The 24808-nt window shown below is 40.1% G+C and carries 23 protein-coding genes, 3 tRNA genes, 1 other RNA gene, 2 pseudogenes and 1 riboswitch; of the genes and pseudogenes, 19 read left to right on the top strand and 10 right to left on the bottom strand.

The window, feature by feature from the left end:
- The first annotated feature begins 5 nt into the window (after nucleotides 1-5).
- Complete coding sequence (locus ACLKML_RS07515) at nucleotides 6-332, top strand: Hpt domain-containing protein (RefSeq protein ID WP_413284787.1); 327 nt, start codon at nucleotides 6-8, stop codon at nucleotides 330-332.
- Between the two features lie 72 nt (nucleotides 333-404).
- On the opposite strand, the gene ACLKML_RS07510 is transcribed toward ACLKML_RS07515, so the two are convergent.
- The gene (locus tag ACLKML_RS07510) at nucleotides 405-1292 is read right to left on the bottom strand and encodes a YvcK family protein (protein ID WP_413284786.1); all 888 of its coding nucleotides are present in this window, start codon (nucleotides 1290-1292) and stop codon (nucleotides 405-407) included.
- A gap of 235 nt (nucleotides 1293-1527) precedes the next feature.
- A riboswitch (molybdenum cofactor riboswitch) is annotated at nucleotides 1528-1702 on the top strand.
- On the opposite strand from ACLKML_RS07510, the gene moaA reads away from it, so the two are divergent.
- From moaA to oppF, 10 genes are all read left to right on the top strand, one after another.
- A complete protein-coding gene (moaA, locus tag ACLKML_RS07505; protein WP_413284785.1) occupies nucleotides 1691-2680 on the top strand; it encodes a GTP 3',8-cyclase MoaA in 990 nt (329 codons plus the stop codon). (Overlaps the previous riboswitch by 12 nt.)
- Before the next feature lie 21 nt (nucleotides 2681-2701).
- Nucleotides 2702-3214 carry a molybdenum cofactor biosynthesis protein B gene (gene moaB, locus ACLKML_RS07500; protein WP_317715379.1) on the top strand — a complete coding sequence of 171 codons (513 nt, stop codon included), beginning with the start codon at nucleotides 2702-2704 and terminating at the stop codon, nucleotides 3212-3214.
- A gap of 30 nt (nucleotides 3215-3244) precedes the next feature.
- Nucleotides 3245-3724, top strand: coding sequence for a cyclic pyranopterin monophosphate synthase MoaC (gene moaC, locus ACLKML_RS07495; RefSeq protein WP_317715378.1), 480 nt, complete (start codon nucleotides 3245-3247; stop codon nucleotides 3722-3724).
- A gap of 34 nt (nucleotides 3725-3758) precedes the next feature.
- Nucleotides 3759-4004, top strand: a complete 246-nt coding sequence (gene moaD, locus ACLKML_RS07490) for a molybdopterin synthase sulfur carrier subunit (RefSeq protein ID WP_413284784.1) — start codon at nucleotides 3759-3761, stop codon at nucleotides 4002-4004.
- A 1-nt stretch (nucleotide 4005) separates the two neighbouring features.
- Complete coding sequence (moaE, locus tag ACLKML_RS07485) at nucleotides 4006-4461, top strand: molybdopterin synthase catalytic subunit MoaE (protein WP_413284783.1); 456 nt, start codon at nucleotides 4006-4008, stop codon at nucleotides 4459-4461.
- A gap of 602 nt (nucleotides 4462-5063) precedes the next feature.
- On the top strand, nucleotides 5064-6692 hold the full coding sequence (locus tag ACLKML_RS07480; protein ID WP_413284782.1) for an ABC transporter substrate-binding protein: 1629 nt from the start codon (nucleotides 5064-5066) through the stop codon (nucleotides 6690-6692).
- A 107-nt stretch (nucleotides 6693-6799) separates the two neighbouring features.
- Nucleotides 6800-7720: an oligopeptide ABC transporter permease OppB gene (gene oppB / locus ACLKML_RS07475; RefSeq protein WP_413284781.1), complete on the top strand. Its 921-nt coding sequence runs from the start codon at nucleotides 6800-6802 to the stop codon at nucleotides 7718-7720.
- A gap of 15 nt (nucleotides 7721-7735) precedes the next feature.
- Nucleotides 7736-8638: an oligopeptide ABC transporter permease OppC gene (oppC, locus tag ACLKML_RS07470; protein WP_413284780.1), complete on the top strand. Its 903-nt coding sequence runs from the start codon at nucleotides 7736-7738 to the stop codon at nucleotides 8636-8638.
- Between the two features lie 31 nt (nucleotides 8639-8669).
- Entirely contained in the window at nucleotides 8670-9641 is a 972-nt protein-coding gene (locus tag ACLKML_RS07465; RefSeq protein WP_413284779.1) for an ABC transporter ATP-binding protein, read from the top strand.
- Entirely contained in the window at nucleotides 9638-10639 is a 1002-nt protein-coding gene (gene oppF / locus ACLKML_RS07460) for a murein tripeptide/oligopeptide ABC transporter ATP binding protein OppF (protein ID WP_413284778.1), read from the top strand. Before ACLKML_RS07465 ends, oppF begins: the two co-directional genes overlap by 4 nt.
- A gap of 232 nt (nucleotides 10640-10871) precedes the next feature.
- On the opposite strand, the gene ACLKML_RS07455 is transcribed toward oppF, so the two are convergent.
- From ACLKML_RS07455 to ACLKML_RS07445, 3 genes are all read right to left on the bottom strand, one after another.
- A tRNA-Tyr gene (locus ACLKML_RS07455) sits at nucleotides 10872-10956 on the bottom strand.
- 115 nt (nucleotides 10957-11071) lie between these two features.
- A tRNA-Tyr gene (locus ACLKML_RS07450) sits at nucleotides 11072-11156 on the bottom strand.
- A 117-nt stretch (nucleotides 11157-11273) separates the two neighbouring features.
- A tRNA-Tyr gene (locus ACLKML_RS07445) sits at nucleotides 11274-11358 on the bottom strand.
- A 386-nt stretch (nucleotides 11359-11744) separates the two neighbouring features.
- Between ACLKML_RS07445 and ACLKML_RS07440 the strand changes: the two genes are divergently transcribed.
- The 3 genes from ACLKML_RS07440 (at nucleotide 11745) to ACLKML_RS07430 (ending at nucleotide 16598) form a co-directional block, all read left to right on the top strand.
- The gene (locus ACLKML_RS07440) at nucleotides 11745-12863 is read left to right on the top strand and encodes an efflux RND transporter periplasmic adaptor subunit (RefSeq protein ID WP_413284777.1); all 1119 of its coding nucleotides are present in this window, start codon (nucleotides 11745-11747) and stop codon (nucleotides 12861-12863) included.
- The gene (locus tag ACLKML_RS07435) at nucleotides 12863-15976 is read left to right on the top strand and encodes a multidrug efflux RND transporter permease subunit (protein ID WP_413284776.1); all 3114 of its coding nucleotides are present in this window, start codon (nucleotides 12863-12865) and stop codon (nucleotides 15974-15976) included. The genes ACLKML_RS07440 and ACLKML_RS07435 overlap by 1 nt, the downstream gene beginning before the upstream one ends.
- A 157-nt stretch (nucleotides 15977-16133) precedes the next feature.
- Nucleotides 16134-16598, top strand: a complete 465-nt coding sequence (locus ACLKML_RS07430) for an Lrp/AsnC family transcriptional regulator (protein WP_413284775.1) — start codon at nucleotides 16134-16136, stop codon at nucleotides 16596-16598.
- On the opposite strand, the gene ACLKML_RS07425 is transcribed toward ACLKML_RS07430, so the two are convergent.
- A complete protein-coding gene (locus tag ACLKML_RS07425; RefSeq protein WP_413284774.1) occupies nucleotides 16599-17891 on the bottom strand; it encodes a serine dehydratase subunit alpha family protein in 1293 nt (430 codons plus the stop codon). It lies immediately after the preceding gene.
- Between the two features lie 228 nt (nucleotides 17892-18119).
- A complete protein-coding gene (gene tesB / locus ACLKML_RS07420; RefSeq protein ID WP_413284773.1) occupies nucleotides 18120-18980 on the bottom strand; it encodes an acyl-CoA thioesterase II in 861 nt (286 codons plus the stop codon).
- A 104-nt stretch (nucleotides 18981-19084) separates the two neighbouring features.
- Here tesB and ACLKML_RS07415 point away from each other — a divergent pair, with 104 nt between their 5' ends.
- Entirely contained in the window at nucleotides 19085-19525 is a 441-nt protein-coding gene (locus ACLKML_RS07415) for a YbaY family lipoprotein (protein WP_413284772.1), read from the top strand.
- A gap of 41 nt (nucleotides 19526-19566) precedes the next feature.
- On the opposite strand, the gene ACLKML_RS07410 is transcribed toward ACLKML_RS07415, so the two are convergent.
- On the bottom strand, nucleotides 19567-19869 hold the full coding sequence (locus ACLKML_RS07410) for an MGMT family protein (RefSeq protein ID WP_413284771.1): 303 nt from the start codon (nucleotides 19867-19869) through the stop codon (nucleotides 19567-19569).
- Between the two features lie 39 nt (nucleotides 19870-19908).
- Between ACLKML_RS07410 and ACLKML_RS07405 the strand changes: the two genes are divergently transcribed.
- From ACLKML_RS07405 to ACLKML_RS07390, 4 genes are all read left to right on the top strand, one after another.
- On the top strand, nucleotides 19909-20502 hold the full coding sequence (locus ACLKML_RS07405) for an HAD family hydrolase (RefSeq protein ID WP_413284770.1): 594 nt from the start codon (nucleotides 19909-19911) through the stop codon (nucleotides 20500-20502).
- Nucleotides 20503-20657: 155 nt separating this feature from the next.
- Nucleotides 20658-20754: signal recognition particle sRNA small type (gene ffs, locus ACLKML_RS07400), an RNA gene on the top strand.
- A gap of 119 nt (nucleotides 20755-20873) precedes the next feature.
- Nucleotides 20874-21497 carry a Tn7 transposase TnsA N-terminal domain-containing protein gene (locus tag ACLKML_RS07395; protein ID WP_413284769.1) on the top strand — a complete coding sequence of 208 codons (624 nt, stop codon included), beginning with the start codon at nucleotides 20874-20876 and terminating at the stop codon, nucleotides 21495-21497.
- 2 nt (nucleotides 21498-21499) lie between these two features.
- Entirely contained in the window at nucleotides 21500-21766 is a 267-nt protein-coding gene (locus ACLKML_RS07390; protein ID WP_413284768.1) for a hypothetical protein, read from the top strand.
- A gap of 33 nt (nucleotides 21767-21799) precedes the next feature.
- Here ACLKML_RS07390 and ACLKML_RS07385 read toward each other — a convergent pair.
- The 3 genes and pseudogenes from ACLKML_RS07385 to ACLKML_RS07375 form a co-directional block, all read right to left on the bottom strand.
- A pseudogene (locus tag ACLKML_RS07385) lies at nucleotides 21800-22234 on the bottom strand (transposase); the annotation flags it as partial.
- 16 nt (nucleotides 22235-22250) lie between these two features.
- Nucleotides 22251-23333: an IS110 family transposase gene (locus tag ACLKML_RS07380; RefSeq protein WP_413282512.1), complete on the bottom strand. Its 1083-nt coding sequence runs from the start codon at nucleotides 23331-23333 to the stop codon at nucleotides 22251-22253.
- A 274-nt stretch (nucleotides 23334-23607) separates the two neighbouring features.
- Nucleotides 23608-24755 (bottom strand): annotated as a pseudogene (locus ACLKML_RS07375) (transposase); the annotation flags it as partial.
- Nucleotides 24756-24808 lie beyond the last annotated feature (53 nt).

Below are 24808 nucleotides of genomic sequence, written 5' to 3'. Positions count from 1 at the left end.
CATATATGAACTCAGAAAAAATAGATAATTTATGTAATGAAATTGGCCATGACAACCTGCCCACATTATTAAATATTTTTTTAAGTGAACTACGTGAATATCGTTTGCTTATTTTGGATGATGGTCAAGATTTAGAAAGACATTTAAGTGAGATGAGCCACGCATTAAAAAGTAGCGCGGCCAGTTTTGGTGCTGATGATCTTTGTAATGTAGCAAAACAGGTTGATGCAATATCAAAAACGGGCCAACCAGTGTCAACAGATTACTATCAAAATTTAATACTGAATAGCTTGAAAGAAACCATAACAGCCTACGAGAGTTTGCTAAGTTAATCGTACTAAATTTCAGTGATTTTTAATCGATGATTAATCTCACCTTTCTTGTGGTAATGTAATTGGTAAGAGTTATTGAAGCTGCGACAATATTACTTCTGTTAGCTTATCTCTATCATGTCGCCATTCTCTATTTGGTGATGCTAAGTCAGCAATGATACATCGCCAATTTTTTTCTAGTTCAGGGTGAGGTTGTTCTCCCAATACGATGTCGACTTTACGCCCTCGACATGCTCGCTGACACCATTGTAATTTTTGCTCTAATGTCATTTTTCCAGCAGGGCCCGGTTCTGGTGATAGGTTTTCTATAAAAATTAGCTTAGCTTGTTTGTTTTTGAAAATAGCTTGACCGATTTCAGGAAGAAGAAGTGGTGGCATTATACTTGTTAGGAAACTTCCGGGTCCAAGAATAATACAATCTGCAGTATCGATAGCGAGTAACGCTTCTTTAGTTGCGGGAACTTCTGGTTCCAAATCCAATCGCTGCAATTCAGTTTGCATTTCGTCAACATTAGTCTCGCCTACTACCCATTGACCATTTAATGACAAAGCTCTTAAATCGGATGGGTGTTCAGACATAGGAACGATATTGACATCTACCTTCAACATGTTGCGGATTAAACGTATTGCCTCTAAAGGTCGTACCGATAAGTTATCTAATGCGACCAACATTAAATTACCCAAATTGTGCCCGTTAAGTTCCCCGGCACCTTTAAATCGGTATTCAAACATCATTGATTCAACAGATGGGTCGGTAATTAACTGATTAATACAATTTCTGGTATCTCCCCATGCAATGCCACCTTGACAAGATCGTACACGTCCTGTCGAGCCGCCATTATCGGTGGTCGTAACGATGCCTGTTGCATTACCACCAAAGTTTTTAAGCGCAGCGAGCATTCGGCCTAAGCCGTGCCCGCCACCAATTGCGACCACTTTTTTGTTTTTATATACATTCATCGAGTTTTATTCTTATATTAATTTTCTAGACACTTGTTTTTTATAGCCAAGCCTACTAATAACCATACGTTATCTTTGCATAAATCACGTACCGAAGCCGATATTTCATTGACTACATCTTAAGTAGTATATCTTGAATAAAGTGTGCTTAGTGACAAAAAAATTGTGATTAGCGGTAGAATTATATTTAGGAATTAAGTATTTTAGTGGCCAGCAGTTAATCTAACGCAATGATTAGCAGCCATAACTCCGAGCCTTTATTGCTAAGTTTAGTTTTTAATTCGTTTGAGATGTTTTATTGAACAATTAACTTTTAATAAGCGATCAAGGCCAGTGGCATATTGCCACAAGGGTTCACTTAGAAATGAGTCAGCCTCCCGTGTTTGGAAAGGTGTTCCGTGGCGATACAATTCGAAGATAAATTTAAGCGCAAGTTTTATTACTTGCGCCTTTCTGTTACAGATGTCTGTAACTTCAAATGTACCTATTGTTTGCCTGATGGTTATAAACCATCTGGGCTGAAAAACTCGTCTTTTTTATCTATAGCTGAAATAAAACGAATCGTTAGTGCGTTTGCCAATAGCGGTACTTCTAAAGTGCGTATTACTGGCGGAGAGCCAAGTCTACGTCGTGATTTTAATGAAATTATTCAAGTGGTTGCCGATACTCCAGGAATAGAGAAGGTTGCAACCACAACCAATGGTTATCGAATGGAATCACAAGTTGAGAACTGGCAAAAGGCGGGTTTAACGCATATCAATGTTAGTTTAGATAGTCTTGATCCAAGAATGTTCTACCAAATAACCGGTGAAAATAAATTTTCGAAAGTGATGTCCGGTATTGATAGGGCGTTTGAAGTAGGATATCAACAAGTCAAAGTCAATGTTGTCTTGATGAAAGACCTTAATAGCGGAGAATTGCCAGCATTTCTTAATTGGATCAAAGATAGACCGATTCAATTACGTTTTATTGAGCTGATGCAAACGGGTGAGATGGATTCATTCTTTAGCAAGTACCACAAGTCAGGCGTTAGTATACAAAATAAGCTAATAGCAGAAGGCTGGGTCAGCAAGGTAAGAGAAGCAAATGACGGTCCAGCTAAGGTGTTCATTCATCCTGATTATCAGGGCGAAATTGGCTTAATTATGCCTTACGAAAAACATTTTTGCGAAAGCTGTAATCGATTAAGAGTGTCTGCCTTAGGTAAATTACACCTTTGTCTTTTTGGTGATCAAGGTGTTGAGCTTAGAGACCTGTTACAACAAGATGAGCAAGCTGACGCGTTAATGGATCGCATTCAAACGCAACTTCAAAGTAAATCCGTAAGCCACTTCTTACAAGATGGCAACACGGGAATGACACCACACCTCGCTTCAATTGGCGGATAAAAATCGAACATAGGTGAAAAAATGGGACACGCAGTTAGTGAATTTAAACCTGCAAATATCGCCGTTTTAACGGTTTCTGATACTCGAACTGAAGACAATGATACCTCTGGCCAATATTATGCCGATCAACTTAAAGATGCAGGCCATAATCTTGCGGAGAAAAAAATAGTTATTGATGATAAATATAAAATTCGTGCCATTGTTTCTCAATGGATAGCGGATGAAAATGTACAGGTGGTACTTATTACCGGCGGTACAGGTTTTACCTCAAGAGATAACACCCCGGAAGCATTATTGCCTCTTTTTGACAAGCAAGTTGAAGGTTTTGGTGAGTTATTTCGTTATGTCTCTTATCAAGAGATAGGGACCTCCACCATTCAATCTAGAGCGGTAGCCGGATTTGCTAACCATACTGTGATATTTGCAACGCCTGGTTCGACAGGAGCGTGTAAAACAGCCTGGACTAAAATTATTAAACAACAGCTAGATGCAAGTCATCGTCCCTGTAACTTCATGCCTCATTTAGCGGTTTAAATTCTATTCGGTTAAGGACCGTCAAATACTATGCAAAAATTTACACATATTAGTGCTTCTGGTGAAGCTAACATGGTAGACGTATCGGCGAAAGCCGAGACAGTACGCGAAGCAAGAGCAGAAGCTTTTATTCATATGGCTCCTGAAACTTTGCAATTAATTGTGTCCGGCCGCCATCACAAAGGAGATGTGTTTGCCACCGCTCGTATTGCTGGTATTCAAGCAGCAAAGAAGACATGGGACTTAATACCACTTTGTCATCCATTGCTTTTGTCTAAAGTCGAAGTTCACTTGCATGCCGTTGAGGAAGATAATCTGGTTCGAGTTGAATCACTGTGCAAATTAGCGGGTAAGACAGGCGTGGAAATGGAAGCATTGACTGCCGCATCCGTTGCAGCGTTAACGATTTACGATATGTGCAAAGCAGTGCAAAAAGATATGGTAATAGGTCAAATTCGTTTACTAGAAAAAACCGGTGGTAAATCGGGTCATTTCAAAGTGGAACAATGATTTCGCAGTACAACGATTACATCAAGGTGAAATAATGATAAAAGTGCTATTTTTTGCTCAGATTAGAGAAATTGTTGCTGTTGATGAACTGCAAATCGAAGCCAAATATTCAACTGCAGAACAGCTTAGAGCGGATTTATGTAAAAAAGGCGACAAATGGGCGCTTGCGTTGGATGCTGCAAAGCTACTGGTCGCGATTAATCAAACGATTTGTGCTTTAGACAGCGAAATAAAAGAGGGCGACGAAGTTGCCTTCTTCCCGCCAGTAACTGGGGGTTAACATGAACTACTCTGTTTCAGTAATTACGGAAGATTTTTCTGTTGCTGACGAATATGCTCAATTAGCTGAAGGCACATCGGCAGGAGCCGTTGCCATGTTTTCCGGAAAAGTTAGGGACATGAATCTTGGTGATAGTGTGATAGGGCTTACGCTTGAACATTACCCAGGAATGACAGAAAAATCACTCAATGATATTTGTGATCAAGCATTTCAGCGCTGGCCATTATTAAACATTCGCGTAATACACCGATTTGGCGAATTGGATATTGGTGATCAAATTGTTTTTGTTGGCGTAACGAGTGCGCATAGAGAAGCCGCGTTTAATGCGTGTGAATTCATTATGGATTTTTTAAAAACAAAAGCGCCTTTTTGGAAAAAAGAGCGGACCAGTGAAAAAAATCGCTGGATAGAAGCAAAAGAATCCGATCAAAATGCCGCATCTCGATGGGAGAAATAACCTCACCTGTCTATTTTTATATCGATCTGATTGTTTTATGCACTTTTTTTAAATTCTAGCTAATCCCACTATTTTATATAAAAAAACCAAATCGACTAATCGCTTGGTTTTTTTACGTTTTTACGCTAAACGTGTAAAATTTAATTTACATTATAAAAAATAAAATAATTATGATGACTAAAATACAAACAACAGATTAATAATGTGTTTTCTTTATTAAATATCTTGTGAGATTTGAATAAATACGCAGGAAGTAAATGTGTTTTTACCTATAACTTTATGTTAAATAATTTATTGATTGCTAGTGTTCCATTATTTTTGAATATTTATAGCTATTATTCCGCATAAATAGTAAGTGTTTGATAGTTAGTGATGTAAGTACGTTTTTGAAGCAACTTATCAGAAAAATTGATGTAATCGAGAAAATAAAGCGTTAGTTATCACGTTTTATGGATAATAATTTTTATTATTGCTACCTTATTCCGCAATCTTTTTTAGGGCTTTGGGATTTTTACAGTACTAGTTTACCCAAACTGCCGATCGTTCGAGTCCCCTAATTAAGACGTCATGGATGCAAAATAAAATTATTTGGAGTTAATTGCATGTTTAAAAATAAAATTACACAAGCCCTTTTACTGGGTGCTAGCTTAACTGTTGCCGCGACTTCTTTTTCATCGCTTGCAGCTAACGTTCCTGAAGGAACTAAACTTGCTAAGAGCCAAGAGCTAGTTCGTGGTAACGGCACTGAAGTGGCGTCGATTGACCCACATAAAACAGAAGGTGTGCCAGAATCTCACGTTATTCGTGATCTTCTAGAAGGTCTTGTGAACCAAGATGCAGATGGCAATACAATTCCTGGTGTTGCTGAATCATGGGAAACTGAAGACAACAAAACGTTTATTTTCCATTTACGTAACAATGCAAAATGGTCTAATGGCGATCCAGTAACAGCGGAAGATTTTGTCTATAGCTTTAAGCGTGCTGTTGATCCAGCGACTGCGTCTCCATACTCTTGGTATTTAGAAATGACCAATATGGTGAATGCAGCAGAAATTATTGCTGGCGAAGCTGATAAAGAAACACTTGGTGTAAAAGCGATTGACCCGTATACGTTGGAAGTAAAACTAACAACTGCTGTACCTTATTTTGTAATGATGATGGGCCACACTACGGTGAAACCTGTCCATAAAGCGACAGTAGAAAAATTTGGTGACCAGTGGACGAAACCAGAAAACTTTGTTGGTAACGGTGCGTTCGTTATGAGCAAGTGGGTTGTGAACGAACGTATTGAAATGGTTCCGAACGAAAATTACTGGGACAATGCTCATACAGTGTTAACCAAAGTCACGTATCTTCCTATCGAAAACCAAGTTGCGGAAATGAACCGTTTTCTTTCTGGTGAGATTAACGTTACCAATGAATTACCAAACGAGCACTTTAAGCGTTTACAGAAAGATCACCCAGAATCAGTGTCTATTCAAGGTAACTTGTGTTCGTATTATTATGGCTTTAACAACGTAAAAGCGCCGTTTGACGATGTTCGTGTTCGTAAAGCATTATCCTATGCTATTGATCGTGACGTTATTACTAAGTTCTTACTCGGCCAAGGTCAAAAACCTGCTTATTTCCTAACGCCTGAAATTATTGCTGGCTTTAACCCTGATCTTCCAGCTTACGGTAAAATGACTCAAGCAGAACGTAACGAAGAAGCAAAACGTCTTCTTGCTGAGGCGGGTTTCACAGATAACAATCCACTTGAGTTTACGCTTCTATATAACACGTCTGAAAACCATAAGAAAATTGCAGCAGCAATTCAATCTATGTGGAAAAAATCTTTAGGTGTTAAAGTTGAATTAGAAAACCAAGAGTGGAAAACGTACTTAGATACACGTCGTCAAGGTGACTTTGATGTCACTCGTGCAGGTTGGTGTGGCGATTACAATGAAGCATCAACGTTCCTTTCTTTGATGCAAAGTAACAACAGCTCTAACGATCCTAAGTACAATAGCGCAACTTATGATGAAACAATGCAAAAAGCACTGCTTTCAACAAATGATACTGAGCGCAATGCATTGTATGCTGAAGCGGAAGTGTTACTGGCAAAAGACATGCCTATCGCACCTATCTATCAATATGTGAAGGCACGTTTAGTTAGCCCGAATGTTGGTGGTTTCCCAGTGAATAATGCTGAAGATAAAATTTACTCGAAAGATCTTTATATCAAAGAGTAAACCCTCTATATAAAAATAATAATTATTGGACACTGCATGTGAAGCCACATGCAGCGTCTTTTTGTTTACTACTATAAATATTGTCACAGACTAAAAAGAGTGAGTTTATGTTTAAATTCATCGCAAAAAGAGTGTTTGAAGCAATTCCAACCTTATTGGTATTGATTACAATCTCTTTTTTTCTCATGCGCTTTGCTCCCGGTAACCCGTTCTCTACAGAACGTCCACTACCGCCGGAAGTAATGGCAAATATTAATGCTAAGTACGGCTTAGATAAGCCTGTATTTGAACAATACACCACGTATTTGACCAACGTATTACAAGGTGATTTTGGACCGTCATTCAAGTACAAAGACTTTACAGTTAATGAACTGGTAGCCGGTGCATTACCTGTATCAGCTAAAGTTGGTTTTGCTGCCTTTCTTTTCACTATGGTTATGGGTGTTGGGGTGGGTACCATTGCTGCACTGCGGCAAAATACTTGGGTAGATTATATGATAATGTCCACCGCCATGATTGGGGTTGTCATGCCGTCCTTTGTGTTAGCTCCCGCACTTATCTATTTATTTTCAATAAATTTAGGTTGGTTTCCTGCGGGTGGGTGGCTAGATGGGTCATTCCAATATATGTTTTTGCCTGTTATAGGTATGTCACTGCTCTATGTGGCAACATTTGCCCGTATTACTCGAGGCAGTATGATTGAGACATTAAATAGTAACTTTATCCGTACCGCTCGCGCAAAAGGTTTGAGCTATCGATACATTGTTATTAAGCATGCGTTAAAGCCAGCTATGTTACCGGTTGTTTCTTATATGGGACCTGCTTTTGTTGGTATTATTACCGGTTCGGTTGTTATTGAAACCATTTTTGGTTTGCCAGGTATCGGTAAGCTATTTGTCAATGCTGCATTTAACCGAGATTATTCGCTAGTAATGGGAGTCACTATTTTAATCGGCTTCTTATTTATCTTATTCAACACTGTTGTTGATATTTTGCTTGCGGCTATTGATCCGAAGATTCGTTATTAATTAGGTACGGATATTATGTTAACGAAAAAAGAAAACCTTGATGCGATCGAAAAGTTCTCTGAAAACTTAGAAATTGAAGGTCGCAGTTTATGGAAAGACGCACGAATTCGCTTTATGCGTAATAGAGCAGCCATGGTGAGTCTTGCTATTCTAACCGTAATGATTTTAGCGGTGATATTTTTACCTATGGTTGCTGAGTTTGCTTATGACGATACCGATTGGTATGCGTTACATCAGCCACCTTCCGCTGCTCATCTTTTTGGCACGGACAGTTTGGGGCGTGACCTTTATGTTCGAACTCTGATTGGTGGTCGAATATCGTTAATGGTTGGTGTACTTGGTGCGTTTGTTGCAGTTCTAATTGGTACTTTATATGGCGCGACATCTGGCTATATCGGGGGTAGAACTGACCGTGTCATGATGCGTATTCTTGAAATATTGTACGCCGTTCCATTTATGTTCTTGGTGATTGTATTGGTGACGTTCTTTGGTCGCAATATCGTACTTATATTTGTCGCCATTGGTGCGATTGCTTGGCTTGATATGGCGCGGATTGTACGTGGCCAGACACTAAGTTTGCGTAGTAAAGAATTTATTGAAGCGGCGCACGTTAGTGGGGTGAGTAATTGGAAAATTATTACCCGTCACATTGTGCCTAATGTTCTTGGTATTGTTGCTGTTTACTCAACACTGTTGATCCCAAGCATGATTTTGACCGAGTCATTTTTATCTTTCTTAGGTCTTGGTGTTCAAGAGCCAATGACAAGTTGGGGCGCATTGTTGCAAGAAGGTTCGCAAACTATGGAAGTGGCGATTTGGCAGTTGGTATTCCCAGCGTGCTTTATGATCGTGACCCTATTTTGCTTTAACTATGTTGGCGACGGTCTTCGTGACGCGTTGGATCCTAAAGACAGATAAGCATAGCGCTTAAAATATACTGGAAAGAAAAATGAGTTTATTAGATGTCAAAGACCTGCGTGTCGAATTTACCACTCAAGATGGTATTGTTACCGCAGTTAATGATTTAAATTTCACCTTAGAACAAGGTGAGACCTTAGGTATTGTGGGTGAATCTGGTTCAGGTAAATCTCAAACTGTGTTTGCCATTATGGGTTTACTGGCGAAAAACGGCATTATCAAAGGTAAAGCGGAATTTGAAGGAAAAGATATTCTTAATCTGCCAGAAGTCGAACTGAATAAAGTCCGTGCTGAACAGATTGCAATGATCTTCCAAGACCCTATGACTTCACTAAACCCATATATGAAAGTTAGCGACCAGCTAATGGAAGTATTAATGCTGCATAAAGGCATGGGCAAGGCAGAAGCATTCGAAGAATCGGTTCGTATGTTAGAAGCGGTTAAAATTCCTGAAGCGCGTAAACGTATTACCATGTATCCACATGAGTTTTCTGGAGGTATGCGTCAGCGAGTAATGATAGCGATGGCACTGCTGTGTCGTCCTAAGCTACTTATTGCCGATGAACCAACTACCGCGCTAGATGTTACTGTTCAGGCGCAAATCATGGACCTGCTTAATGAGCTCAAAAAAGAGTTTAACACCGCTATTATTATGATTACGCATGATTTGGGTGTTGTGGCTGGCTCATGTGACAAAGTGTTAGTGATGTATGCTGGTCGAACTATGGAATACGGTTCGGTTGATGAAATATTTTACAAACCAAGTCATCCATACACCGAAGGATTACTGCGAGCGATTCCCCGTTTAGATACAGAAGGCGAGGTGTTACCGACTATTCCTGGTAATCCGCCAAACTTACTTCGACTGCCTCCTGGCTGCCCGTATCAAGAGCGTTGCCACCGTGTAACCGAGCGTTGTATGACCGAAGCACCTAAATTGCTGCCATTTGGTAATGATCGTCAACGTGCCTGTTTTTCTGAATGGGAGACTTGGGAAAAATGAGTAACCAAACGAATACAGAGAAAAAATTACTGCTAGATGTCAAGAATCTAAAAGTTCATTTCAGCATTGCTTCTAAATCCGCGTGGCCATGGTCTAAACCATCAAATCTGAAAGCGGTAGATGGTGTTAATGTTCGCCTATATGAAGGTGAAACGTTGGGCGTGGTGGGTGAATCGGGTTGTGGTAAATCGACATTCGCACGTGCAATTATCGGCCTTGTTGAAGCAACCGATGGTGAGGTATTGTGGCTAGGTCAAGACTTGACCAAAATGCAAGATGTTCAACGTCGTGAAACACGTAAAGATATTCAAATGATTTTCCAAGATCCGTTGGCATCATTAAATCCACGTATGAATATTGGCGATATCATTGCTGAGCCCTTGCAAACTTTCTATCCTAAACTGACTAAACAAGAAGTTAAACTTCGCGTGAAAGAAATGATGGATAAAGTGGGGCTGTTACCAAACTTAGTCAACCGGTATCCGCATGAGTTTTCTGGCGGTCAGTGTCAACGTATTGGTATCGCACGTGCGCTTATTCTTAAGCCTAAGATGATTATCTGTGATGAGCCTGTATCGGCTTTGGATGTTTCCATCCAAGCGCAAGTTGTTAACTTATTAAAAGAGCTACAACAAGAATTAGGGTTAAGTCTAGTCTTTATTGCTCACGATTTATCGGTAGTAAAACACATTTCCGATCGTGTCTTGGTGATGTATTTAGGTAATGCAGTTGAGCTTGCTGAAGGGAAAGAGTTATTTGCCACGCCAAAACACCCTTATACTAAAGCGCTTATGTCTGCGGTGCCTATCCCAGATCCAAAGTTAGAACGTGAAAAAGTTATTCAAATGCTTGAAGGTGATCTTCCGTCACCTATTAGTCCGCCATCTGGTTGTGTTTTTCGCACACGTTGCCCAATAGCAACGGACGAATGCGCCAAACAAAAACCACAGCTTAAAGGGACAGACCAGCATGCTGTGTCGTGTATCCATGTAAGCTAAGTTGCGAATAAAATACAGGCGATTTAGTCAGTAACAAGTTCAAACGCAGCGTTTCATCGCTGCGTTTTTTTATGTGTGGAGGTAAATGTTTTAAGGACAGGCACCCGTTCTAAGTGCTTTTCTTATAGAAGTGTTGTAGGGACAGTCGTCTAAATAGAATAGTAATAGGGACAGTCGCCTAAATAGTAGAGTAAAAAAAAGACCAACTCCGAAGAATTGGTCTTTTAATATATGGTGGAGGGGGACGGATTCGAACCATCGAAGGCGGAGCCGGCAGATTTACAGTCTGCTCCCTTTGGCCACTCGGGAACCCCTCCAGGGTATTTTAGATTTTTAAAACCTACGGTTACTCCCAAATGTAACCTTAAAACTGCTTGACCGTGATTGGTCAATTACAAAATTCGTTGTTTAGCGAAATTTGTAATATAAATATGGTGGAGGGGGACGGATTCGAACCATCGAAGGCGGAGCCGGCAGATTTACAGTCTGCTCCCTTTGGCCACTCGGGAACCCCTCCAGGGTATTTTAGATTTTTTTAAAATCTATGGTTACTCCCAAATGTAACCTTAAAACTGCTTGACCGCGATTGGTCAATTACAAAATTCGTTGCTTCGCGAAACTTGTAATATAAATATGGTGGAGGGGGACGGATTCGAACCATCGAAGGCGGAGCCGGCAGATTTACAGTCTGCTCCCTTTGGCCACTCGGGAACCCCTCCAGGGTATTCAGGTACTAAATAATATTTTCTAGTGCCTTGGTCAGTCCCAATACTAACCGTTTGGTATTAAGAACAAAGTAAATATTAATTTCTCTATTTGTGTCTCAATACCGCCTCTAACCGAGGAGCTGCATAATAGCAAACTCGTTAATGCTGTAAAGTATTTTATTAGATTTTTAGTTCGATTGATGCCTTTTTCAGCAAAGATGCTAGAAAATCGACATTCTGTACTTTTTTGTAGCGTAATAAGTGGTTTTGTTTTAGCTGAGTTGCTTTATCTCAAGCACATGTCATATGGGTTTCTTTGTTAACATTTACATTACTTTACGTTGCTATGATAAATTACTTGCTAGAATCAAGCTTTACGACGTCTATGAGTTATGTACATGAAAAATATCAAACTAGTGGCCTTTATTGTTTCATTTATTGCCTCGACCACGACTGCCAGTTATGCGGCAGGGCCTCAACGCTCTTCTAAACCTAAAAGTATATTAGTGGTTACCGAACAAGTGGCAACTCATCAAGTTGCGCAAACGTTAACGTTAGTTGGTAAGTTAGAAGCGGAAGAATCGGTGGTCATCTCCCCAGAGGTTTCTGGAAAAATTGATGTGATTAACGTAAAAGCTAATCAAAAAGTAAGACAAGGTGATCTACTTGTTCAGTTAAATGACGATAAAGCTAAGGCGGCCATTTCAGAAGCCAGTGCTTATCTTCGAGATGAAAAAAGAAAACTCACCGAATATCAACGATTAGCCAAAAAGGGCGCGATTACTCAAACCGAAATAGACGCTCAAAAAGCGAGTGTAGATATCGCCAACGCTCGTTTAGATGCTGTTTATGCACAATTGAAAGATTTACATATCTCAGCTCCTTTCGCTGGCACTATCGGCTTTATTGATTTCAGCCGCGGAAAAATGGTTAACTCAGGGACCGAGTTGCTTACGTTGGATAACTTATCCAGTATGCGCTTAGACCTTCAGGTTCCAGAACGTTTTCTTTCTATGTTATCTAACGGAATGATTGTTGATGCGACCAGTAGCGCATGGCAAGGAGTAACCTTTGAAGGTGAAGTCACCGGCATTGATACCCGTATTAACAGTGAAACGTTGAATCTTCGTGTTCGTATTAAATTCGACAATGCAAATAATCAATTAAAACCTGGCATGCTTATGTCAGCGACAATCGAGTTCCCAGCAATTGATGCACCAATTATTCCAGTTCAAGCGTTGCAATATTCAGGTACCAAGCGTTACGTTTACGTTGTCGATTCGGAAAATAAAGCCAAGAAAACCGAAGTTGTTCTTGGTGCTCGTATTGAAAATGAAGTGGTTATCACTAAAGGCTTACAAATAGGTGAACGTATCGTTGTTCAAGGTATCGTTAACATGCGAGATGGCTCTTTAGTTGAAGAACAAGCAACTAGATCGGCCAAAGACAGCCTAGACAAAAGTGATAGAGAAAAAGACAGCACGGAAGAAGATAAAACAGCAAAGGAAGCTAAATAATGTGGTTATCTGATGTTTCGGTTAAAAGACCAGTAGCAGCGGTGGTACTTAGCTTGCTACTGGTGGTGTTTGGTATTGTATCGTTTGACCGGCTGGCGGTAAGAGAAATGCCAGACGTTGAAAATCCGGTTGTTTCCGTCACAACGCGTTATGAGGGAGCATCGGCCACTATTATTGAGAGCCAAATTACCTCTGTTATTGAGGACCAATTATCCGGTATTAGCGGTATAGATGAAATTACTTCCACTACGCGAAATAGCTCTTCACGTATAACCATTACTTTTAATCTAGGTTACGACTTAGATAGCGGTGTGAGTGACGTTCGAGATGCAGTAGCACGAGCACAAAGCCGTTTACCTGATGAAGCTGACGAACCGTTGGTTTACAAAAACAATGGCAGTGGAGAAGCGTCGGTTTATATTAATTTAAGTTCTACTGAAATGGATAGAACCCAACTTACCGATTATATCGAACGAGCACTGATTGATAGGTTCAGTTTAATTACCGGAGTAAGCTCTGTTGATATTACCGGTGGTTTGTACAAAGTTATGTACGTAAAGCTTAAACCTGATCTTATGGCTGGGCGTGGGGTTACTGTTTCGGACATCACTTCTGCACTTCGAGAAGAAAACTTAGAAAGTCCTGGTGGTGAAGTGAGAAATGACGCCGTTGTGATGTCAGTAAGAACGGCAAGAAGTTACACACAAACCAGTGATTTTGAATACTTAGTGGTTAGGCGCGCAAGCGATGGAACGCCGATCTATTTAAAGGATATTGCTGATGTGTTCATTGGTGCTGAGAATGAAAACTCGACCTTTAAAAGTGACGGTATAGTCAACGTTAGTATGGGGATTGTGCCGCAATCGGATGCTAACCCGCTAGAGGTAGCGCAATTAGTACATAAACAAGTAGAAGATATACAAAAGTTTTTACCAGATGGCACTCGATTAGCGATAGATTACGACTCTACCGTGTTTATCGATAGATCGATCTCAGAAGTTTACAATACACTGTTTATTACCGGTGGATTGGTTATTCTGGTGTTATATATATTCATCGGTCAAGCACGTGCCACATTAATTCCAGCCATTACCGTTCCAGTCTCCCTTATTTCTGCGTTTATTTCGGCTTATTTCTTTGGTTTTTCTATTAACCTTATCACCTTAATGGCACTGATTCTGTCTATTGGTTTAGTGGTGGATGATGCCATTGTAGTGGTTGAGAACATCTTTCATCATATCGAACAAGGCGAATCCCCGTTGGTTGCGGCATTTAAAGGGACTCGAGAAGTAGGTTTTGCCGTTGTCGCCACGACATTAGTGTTAGTGATGGTGTTTTTGCCTATTTCCTTTATGGATGGAATGGTTGGGTTATTGTTTACCGAGTTCTCGGTATTGTTGTCGATGTCGGTGATTTTCTCTTCTTTAATTGCATTGACACTAACGCCAGTTCTAGCCAGTAAGTTTCTAAAAAGTCAGGGGAAGCCGAATGGTTTTAACCGATTGGTAGAATGGCTGTTTACTAAATTAGAAAATGGCTACAAATTTTTACTGCGCAAAGCGATGAGAATTAGATTGGTTGCTCCGATAATTATTCTTGGTTGTATTGGAGGCAGTTATTATTTGATGGACAATATTCCTCAACAGCTTGCGCCACAAGAAGATAGAGGTGTGCTGTTTGCGTTTGTGCGTGGTGCTGATGCCACGAGTTACAATCGTATGGCGGCAAATATGGATCTTGTTGAGGAAAAATTAATCCCGTTATTAGGTAAAGGTGTATTGAAATCATTCAGTATTCAAACCCCTGCTTTTGGTGGTAATGCTGGTGATGAAACGGGCTTTGTTATTATGATTTTAGAAGATTGGAATGTAAGAGAAGAATCTTCTAGTGAAGCGTTAGCTATTATTCGTAAAGCACTTTCTGGTATTCCTGATGCGAGAGTTTTCCCTTTTGTGCCTGGTTTTAGAGGCGGGTCGAGTGAACCAGTGAAATTTGTTTTGGGTGGTTCAGAATACCCCGAATTACAGAAATGGGCTGAGTTGTTGAAAAATGCAGCCGAAGAAAGTCCGATGATGGAAGGGGCTGAAATAAATTATTCGGAAAAAACGCCAGAGTTAGTGATTACTGTAGATAAACAGCGAGCAGCTGAACTTGACATTAAGGTGACGGATATTTCTGATACATTGGAAATAATGTTAGGAGGGAAAAGTGAGACTACTTTTGTTGAGAGAGGCGAAGAGTATGATGTTTACTTGCGTGGAGACGAGAATAGTTTTAATAACGCCAACGATCTGAGTCAAATATACATGCGTACAGATTCTGGAGAATTGGTGACGTTAGATGCGGTTACTAAAATTGAGGAGATAGCCTCAGCCACGCGTCTTTCTCACTATAACAAGAAGAAAGCAGTGACGGTTTCTGCAAACTTAGTGGAAGGTTACACATTGGGTGACGCATTAGATTTTCTTGATGCCAAAGCGATAGAGCTTATCCCGGGTGATATTTCTGTCGACTATTCTGGTGAATCTAAAGATTATAAAGAGAACCAAGCAGGAGTATTAATTGTCTTTGCTTTAGCTCTACTAGTTGCCTATTTAGTTTTGGCGGCTCAGTTTGAGAGTTTCATTAACCCATTGGTGGTTATGTTTACTGTCCCTATGGGGGTTTTTGGTGGGTTTTTAGGTCTTTTCATCATGCAGCAAGGACTTAATATTTACAGCCAAATAGGTATGATCATGCTTATTGGTATGGTGACCAAAAATGGCATCTTAATCGTTGAGTTTGCCAACCAGTTGCGAGATAAGGGCATCGAATTTGAAAAAGCGATCATTGATGCTTCGGCTCGACGCTTACGTCCAATTCTAATGACAGCGTTTACAACGTTAGCCGGTTCTGTTCCGCTTATTATCTCCACAGGGGCTGGATACGAAAGTCGTATCGCTGTTGGTACGGTGATTTTCTTTGGTATGGCGTTTGCCACATTAGTGACATTGTTTGTTATTCCTGCCATGTATCGATTGATTTCCGCTTCCACACAATCTCCAGGACATGTTGAAGATGTGCTAAACAAGCAACTTTCAATGGAAACATTGACGAGAAAAAATCACGGTTAGAAATCAAGCACGTTGGCAGTGTTCCTATTCGCATAAGTAATAGGAACACTAGCCATTCGCTTGCTGTTATCTTTCTCGTTACAATATTCTAAATAAAATTATTTTTTTAAAAGTAGTTTTTATAGGAAAAATTTTCCTCTAAAGAGAAAAGTAGACAATGAACTTAGATAAAACCGACAAAACGTTACTATCGATGCTACAAGAAGATAGTACGATCTCTTTAAATGAACTGGCAGAAGCGGTTAACTTAACAACTACTCCTTGCTGGAAACGGTTAAAACGACTAGAAGAAAAGGGTGTAATTAGCAAGCGTGTTGCGTTACTCAACCCAGAGAAGTTAGGGCTGCTTTTCACCGCGTTTGTACTGATAAAAACGGCTAATCATTCACACGAGTGGTACAAGCATTTTGTTGAAACGGTCGGCCCATTTCCTGAAATTATGGAGTTTTATCGTATGGCAGGAGAATATGATTACATGATGAAAGTGCAAGTTGAAGATATGAAACGCTTCGACCAATTTTATAAAAAACTGGTTAATAGTGTAGAAGGCATCTCCAATGTAACGTCGACTTTCGCGATGGAGCCTCTTAAATATACCACCGCGTTGCCGTTACCAAGCTAATTATTTGTTAACCATAATGTCGAGTATTTGAGTATCGGTTTGCTTCATCGATCCGTTAACTAGAGCAGAAAGGTTCTTGATCGACTCCTCTACATCGTTTGCAACGATGCCGTCGTTGCCACTTACTCTTACGCCATCAATAGCCATTAATGCCGCTTTAACTGCTGCACCAGCCGATGAGGAGACTTTCATCGCGCAGCTCGGTTTCGCTCCGTCGCAGATAATGCCAGAAACATCACCAATCATGTTTGAGATAGCGTAACCAATTTGTATGAAATTCCCGCCTAAGAGCCAAGTCATACCTGACACTGCACCCATTCCCGCCGTTGTTGTCGCACACAGCGCCGACAGTTTATCTTGCTGGCTTTTGATATAGATAGCCATTAAGTTAGCTAACATTAATGAGCGAATAGTTTGTTCCCTGCTTGCATTTAAAAACTGGGCGGTAACATAGACAGGCATTGAAGCTGCGATCCCTTGATTACCCGATCCTGAGTTGCTCATCGCTGCAAACATTGCACCGTCCATTCTAGCGTCAGCGGCGGAAGAGGTACGAGTTAATACTTCGGTTAACAAACCTCCAGAGAGCAACCCTCTTTCTACGTTGCGCTGAAACGTTGCACCGATTTGTAAGCCATAATCATTAGTTAATCCCTCAACCGATAATTTATCATTCAATGTGCCGGCGGCTTCAATAAATTCGATATCGCATAGCGGTGCGTGGATAGCAAAATCAAAAATATCTTTCGCATTGGCATACTCAAAGGGGTTGATTGAATCTTGATGGCTTTGGTCATGATCGATATTGAGCGAAGGCACGTAAATAGCAATACCATTTTCTTCGACAGAAACGACATTAGTGTGGCCATCAGCGATCGTCACTGACACGGTTTTATCGCCATCATATATGGTAACTTTTGAATAGAGGATATTACTTACATCGGCAACATCAACCGTAACCGAACCATTATCGAGCAACGTTTTTGCCGCTTGGACATCAGCAAAAGTTACATCTTCAAGGACTTCTAAACCAGCATTTGGGTTGCCCGCAATCGCACCGATTGCCGCCGCTATTGGTAGACCAACCATCCCCGTACCGGGAACACCGACGCCTATACCGTTTTTCATTACATTGGGTGAGACTTTTGCCGATATTTTTATAGGCTGTCCCGATAATTTTTGTCGTGCAATTGAAGCCGCTAAAGCTATCGCTATTGGTTCCGTACAACCTAAAGCTGGTGTAACTTCTTGTTGTACTATCTTTATAAAATCATTCCATAAATGCTTGTTCATAACGGTCCCTATTCTTAACCAAGTCGGTGTATACAGTAAGAATAGTGTTTTTTTTGGAGTAATAATTTGCTTTGTTTAGTGTGATTTGCACCTTTAAGAGAAAAATTTTCTCTTAAAGTAATAATTATTATATTTTGTGGCTCTATTATTGAACTAATGAAATAAAAAAACAGAGCAACCAAATAACAGTGAATGCTCTGTCGATTATATGAATCGTTAACTAATAAGTTATTTAGTAAATCTCATTACGCCTTCTTGTATGGCAGAAGCAACTAAATGGCCTTGTTGATTGTATATTTCTCCACGAACTAAACCACGAGCATTACTCGCAGTTGGACTTTCAATGGCAAACAGTAACCAATCATCCATTTTAAACGGTCGATGAAACCACATGGAGTGATCAATGGTTGCCACTTGAAAATTTGGAGTCATTAGCGTGGTTTTATGTGGATGCATTGCTGTAACAAGAAATCCCCAATCAGAAGCGTAGGCAAGCAAATACTGATGGATAAGTTGATCATCTGGTACGCTGCCGTTGGCCTTGATCCATAGATACTGTTTGGGTTCTGCTTTAACTGGTTTAAGTGGGTTAATCACCGTAACAGGGCGCACTTCTATTGGCTTTTCACCACAAAAAATTTGTTTGATTTTCTCGGGTAAAAAGTCAGCGATTTGACTTGCGAGTTCTGATTCCGAAGCATAATTTTCAGGGCCAGGAATATTTGGCATGCTATTTTGATGATCGAACCCTTCTGCATCTCCATGATATGAGGCAGTTAAATAAAAAATTGGCCGGCCGTTTTGCACCGCTTTTACTCGTCTTGTGCTTAAGCTTTTCCCGTCTCTTAGGTTTTCCACATCATAAATAATGGGTTTATCAGGATTCCCTGGTAATAAAAAATAGCTGTGAAATGAATGGACTTTTCGATCGTTGGGCACGGTATATCTTGCAGCAGATAGTGCCTGTCCTATCACTTGGCCACCATAAACTTGTGGTAAACCCAAGTGCTCACTCTGGCCTCTAAAAAGTCCTTGTTCTAATCGTTCTAACTGTAACAGTTGTAGAAGCTCATTTAGCGGCTTACTCATATCATCTCCGTCAATGTTTTGTTAATTATATGCAATTAACAGGATTTTATTTTAAGTTATTCTTATACTTACTCGCAACTAGATAACGAATAGAGATAAATGTTATGAAAAAAATAATAATGCTGATGGTGGCCGTTATAATGGGTTCTAATCTTCTCGGTTGTACTACCACTGAACCGGTAGAGAAAGCAGTGGATAAAAAAGGCGTTATGATGACCGCAATTAAAGGTAATATCGCTTACCGAGAAAGAATTGCACTACCACCAACAGCGGTCATTACTGTCACGTTAGAAGATGTGTCTAGGATGGATGCGGTAGCTAAAAAAATTGCCGAACAAACTTTTCCATCCGATGGAGCACAAGTGCCATTCGATTTTGAATTGAGCTATGACGCTAATACAATAGAAGCAAATCATCGGTACAGCGTAAGAGCAACGATTCGTGTTGACGGTAAATTACGTTTTACCACCGATACGGTCAACTTAGTGATTACCGATGATAAAAATACCCAGCAATTAAATTTGCAGTTGGTTTCTGTTAAATAATGTTTTGATAGTTATTTAAAACCATAGCATAAATGGCAGGGTTACAGCTGCCATTTAAATTGCCTTAAATTGACTCTTCCAGTTTCACTCACAACCACGCCATCTTTAACAAGGCGAACTTTTTGTCTATTAAAATTTTCACCGGTCAATGATATTTTTCCTGCGCTGTTAATTACTCGAAACCAAGGCAAAGTTGAACCTTCAGGTAAGTTTGATAATGCTTTACCCACGTGCCTCGCATAACCGGGATAACCTGCCATTTTTGCTATGTCACCATAAGTCGATACTTTTCCTTGTGGAATTTGGTGAATGACCACAAAGATTTGTGCTAAAAATTGATTCATACTGTTCAAGTTTAGTCTTGCTATAGGAAATAGGTTTTCATGTTTGAAGTTATTCTATTTGATTTAGGAAGAGTTGTCGTGGATTTGGGGCCATCTCCGATACCGGAGCGCTGGTTAAGTAAACATAATTCTGCACAAGTAGAGCAGTGGTTAAGTTCGCATGTTGGGCGGCAGTTCGAGAAAGGGCAGATAACCGCATTAGAGTTTGTTACTCAACTTAAACACCAGTTTATGTTAAGTCAAAGTACTGACGAGATTATGGACGCTTTTGTTCAGTGGCCTATCGGTATATACCCTAACTTGATTAATGTTCTAACCGATTTACGAGTAAATTATCATTTGGCCGTCCTGAGTAATACCAATGAGCTTCACTTTCCTCGACTAATAGACGAGTTCGCAATAGCGGAGTATTTCGATACCATCTTTGTTTCCCACCACATGCACAAAGCAAAGCCAGATACCGAAGTATTTAAACATGCTTTGCAAGTGCTTGCTGTTAGGGCAGATAAAATTTTGTTTTTAGATGATAACCAACAAAACATTCAAGCAGCGAAATCGTTAGGCATTACTAGTGTTCAGGTTTGTGGTGAAGTTGAGGTACTTCAAGCGCTTAGAGAGAAGAAATTATTGTGATCCAATTATTCGGCGGAGTGTTACCGTGCAATAAATGAACACTTAACAAATAAAGGCAATAATTCAGATACAGATGACTTGCAAAGCATTAATAGATAGCCGATAATCCTTCGCACTCGTTAACCAATGCGTTATCGAAAAAAAATCTATGGAGGCCCTGGTCCTCCCGCAACAATACCTTGTTTAATTGGTCAGGTCCGGAAGGAAGCAGCCAGGGCGAGTGACTTGTGTGCCGGGATGTGGCTGGGGCTTCCACCCATCTGATGTTTGCAAAATAACTTAGCATAAATTGCGAAGAAGTTAGCAAATTTGCATTATAAGTCAGCATAGTCTATTTTTTGTTGTAGGTTTACAACAAAAGTCATCATACTATGTACGACCAAACAAAAAAATCATCCCACGTTCACAACATCTGCAAGTTCATGAGCTTGAAGAATGACGCTGTCGTTCGAACCCTCTCGATTTTAGAGTTTGATTTTTGCTTTCACCTCGAATATAACCCTGATGTTAAAGGGTACATATCTCAACCACACGGTTTTTATTACTACTTTAATGGTCGCAAGTGTCGTTATACGCCCGATTTCTTAGCGGATGATTATAAAGATCAGTCTACTCTTATTGAAATTAAGCACTCAAGCCAAATCTTAAAACCTGATTTTAGACAGCGATTCGCTGAAAAACAGCGAGTAGCACTTGAAGAACAAGGTAAGCGTCTTGTTTTAGTCACAGAAAAACAAATTCGCATTGACCCTATTTTTAGCAACCTCAAACTATTACATCGTTATTCTGGTTTGCATACCGTCACAAAAGTTCAAAAGTCTGTTCTTGGGTTTATACAACGTAAACAAAAAGTGCAGTTACGCGAAGTATCTGAATACTTTGAACTATCTGAGCATGAAACTCTTATATCAACGCTCTGCTGGCTATCGTCAGGTAGAGTTAGAACAGATATTAGAAGTTCTGATTTCGGTCTGAATAGTTATGTTTGGTGTTAGGTATGACGTCAGACTTTGATGATGTTTTTGGTTTTATTGATGAAATGGAAGCTTCTGCTCAAGAAGCGGAATTAGCAGCCCAAATACCTCGTGACTTATTTGAAGAAGATACATCGTATCTTCCTTCCATCGATACACTCCCTGAAAAGACTCAACAAGAAGTATTACGTCGTCTTAAAGTCATTCAGTTTACTGAAACACGTCTAAAAGGTGGCTGGACAGAAAAAAATCTTGTACCAATATTAAATCAGGTCGAACAAGAGCGGTGATTTTCAAGCTACTTGTCGCCTGTTAGTTAATTTTTAAGCTGCTATAAAACCTTTACCCTCAGCTTTTATGTTCGATGGATTTAAGTAAACTGAACCCATCGGTTCCATATTCTTTATGTCGCCACTCCAGCGTTCTGGATGTCGTTTTTGTGCCTTTTTATAGACGATAACTCGGGCGGATAAAATCTCAATATCTTTGCCTGTATGACGTTCTTCTGGCGTCACTAACTTTATACCGCTATGTCTGTGTTCAGTATTATACCAACTCACAAATCCTTCTACCCAGCACCGCGCTGCGGTGATATTTTCAAACGCGTTTTCTGGGTATTCTGGTCGATACTTTAAAGTTTTAAATAGCGACTCTGAATACGGGTTGTCGTTGCTTACAGAAGGGCGACTTAGCGAAGGCATTATCCCTAACTCCTGTAGTGTCGCCAACATAGTCGCCCCTTTCATTGGACTGCCATTGATGCCCTTCTAAGTGTCAAGAAGTAATTTGGACTGCATTAATCAACATATTTCTCTTTTTAAGAAGATAGTAAATTTCTCTTGCAATATATCTTTTCAAGCATCGCAACGCTTCCATTTTTGATAACCCGTCACCTACGCGCTTTTTAATATATTCTTGTGAACGCTTTTCGATACGAAGTCTGCCAATCGCAATTATATGAAGTGCACTGTTTGCCGCTCTATCTCCACCTCTATTCAATCGGTGTCGGTTAGTTTTACCTGATGAAGCAGGAATAGGGCTAACTCCACAGAGGGCAGCAAAACTCGATTCTGATCGCAGTCTCTCTGGGTTATCACCTAACGTGATCAGTAGCTGCGCCGCCGATTCATATCCCACTGCCGTTTGTTCAATTAATTGTGGTGCTAATGTTTCGACAATTGTTGCAATCATTTTATCTAAATCAGCAATCTCATCATGAAGTTCGATATATCTTCGAGCAAGAGATTTTAAAGTTATTCTATACGCAGTGCTAATGTCTCTGTAATTGGTTAAGTCAGGGCGGGTAGATGCAAGCGTACGGATTAAGCTCATTCGAGTCATATGCCTAAGGGTGTCACGTAACTCATCTGGAGCAGATACAATACTTGTTCTTATCATTTGTAAAGCTACTGTTCGAGCCGATACCGCACTTTTTCGACAACTTTTTAGGACTCTAAGAGATTCCACCATTCCATCTCTTGTTTTTGGTGTAACTGTTCTCAATTTGCTAAAAGCAGCATGTGCCGCATTTTCAGCATCTAATGAGTCATCTTTTCCTCGTTTACGACGGTCAGATTTGTCTGGTGCGGTAACCTCTAACACTTCAATCCCACTGCTTTGCATGTATCGTAGTAAACCAAGGCCATATGTACCTGAGCATTCAATTCCGATCCGTGAAACACGGCCAAATGATGACATCCACATAAGCATTTTTTTATATCCATGCCTAGTTGTTGGAAAGCTTTCGGTAGATAGTACTTGATTTAACTCATTTACAACGGCAGCGACATGTATATCCTTGTGAGTATCGACTCCCCCAACAATACATTCACGATCTATTTTGTTAATTTTATTCATGACTTCTCTCCATTGTTTCATTCGTTATGGACGAGAGCACTGAACCTAACATTTGGACATGACAGTAATGAGGTATTTAGCAGGCCCTTCTTGAGTCACAAATATAGGCGAGGTTGCCCTCACCAAGCAAGGATATTAGACAATCGACAGATCCAAGGAATGACACATAATTGGTCGATCAGAATGAGGGTCAGAAAGCCTAATACATTGTTGGTACCATGTTTCAAGCATGAACCATTAATGAATGATTGCCACCATAAAACAAAGCAGTGACATTATTACTATCTGAATGAAGGACAACTTGCCCATACTCGATACCCTCTCGTTGGCAGATATCTGTCATCAAATCGGCCGCTAGGGCACTGGATTCATTGTCATGTACTTGCCACCCAACGATTTTTCTACTGTAAATATCCATTACCATGTAAAGGTAAAAAAAGAGTCCTTTTATACGTGTAGGAAGGTACGTTATATCCCAGGTGTACACTTGATTAGGACCCGTGGCAACCAAAGGTTGCGGACGAGCAACTTTTCTACGTGGCTTATCGGCATTCCGATGAATTAACAAATTTTTCTCTTTTAAAATTCTATAAAATGTCGATTCAGATGCAAGGTAAATGCCCAAGTCGGCTAACGCAGGTACTATCTGATTCGGAGGTAAGTGAGCATAATCCTTATCATTTATAACATTTAAAACTCGCTGTTTTTCTAAGTCTGTTAATTTATTTTTTGGCGTCCGTCGATTATCTTTGCGTCGATCATGAGTCATGTCATGCGATTTCCAGCGCTGTATCGTTTTCGGTGTGATCCCAATAATTTCACATGCCTTAGATTGAGTTGCTCCCGTGATTTGAGCCTTCTCGATTAAACTTAGGATCTCTTTACGCTCACATTCTTCGATTAGTTGTCCTCGTTTGTACCCCAAATGGCATTGACTTTTTTTTGGAGTACTAACAAGGCGGCCGTTTCAGCCAGTGCTTTATCTTTTCGATTTAATTCTTTTTTAAGGGCTTTGTTCTCTACTTTTAACTCTTTGATTTCACCAGGTTGTGGTGTGACTGACGCCGTTTTTTTACCCGTAATAAAATCCGTCTTCCACTGCTCAATATGATGAGGATAAATGCCACGTTCACGGCACAATTGATTGACAGCTTGTTCATTTAAGCCGCTACACTGGAGGATAATTTCAAATCGTTCTTCTAAGGTCCAATCTTGTGGACGCTTCTCATTTGACATCATTTTTATTTCCGCGTCTGAAGCCATTTCAAATTCATGCTTTTTGGCTTGTCGGACCCATCGGGTTAAGGTTGAAAGGCCCACTCCTAATGAGTCAGCCACATCTTTAATATTACGGTTATCCGATCGGTTAAGTACCTTTTGGACTGCTTGTATCTTAAATGCTTCAGTGAATTTTACACTCATTTTTATTACCTCTAATGAAAATTAGAGGCGACAAGTAGTCTGACACAGGGGGT

Source organism: Vibrio sp. MA40-2 (genome assembly GCF_047302445.1).
In the GTDB taxonomy this organism is placed as follows: Bacteria; Pseudomonadota; Gammaproteobacteria; order Enterobacterales; family Vibrionaceae; genus Vibrio.
Note: the sequence above shows the minus strand (reverse complement) of the source record. Positions and strands in the feature narration are given on the sequence as shown.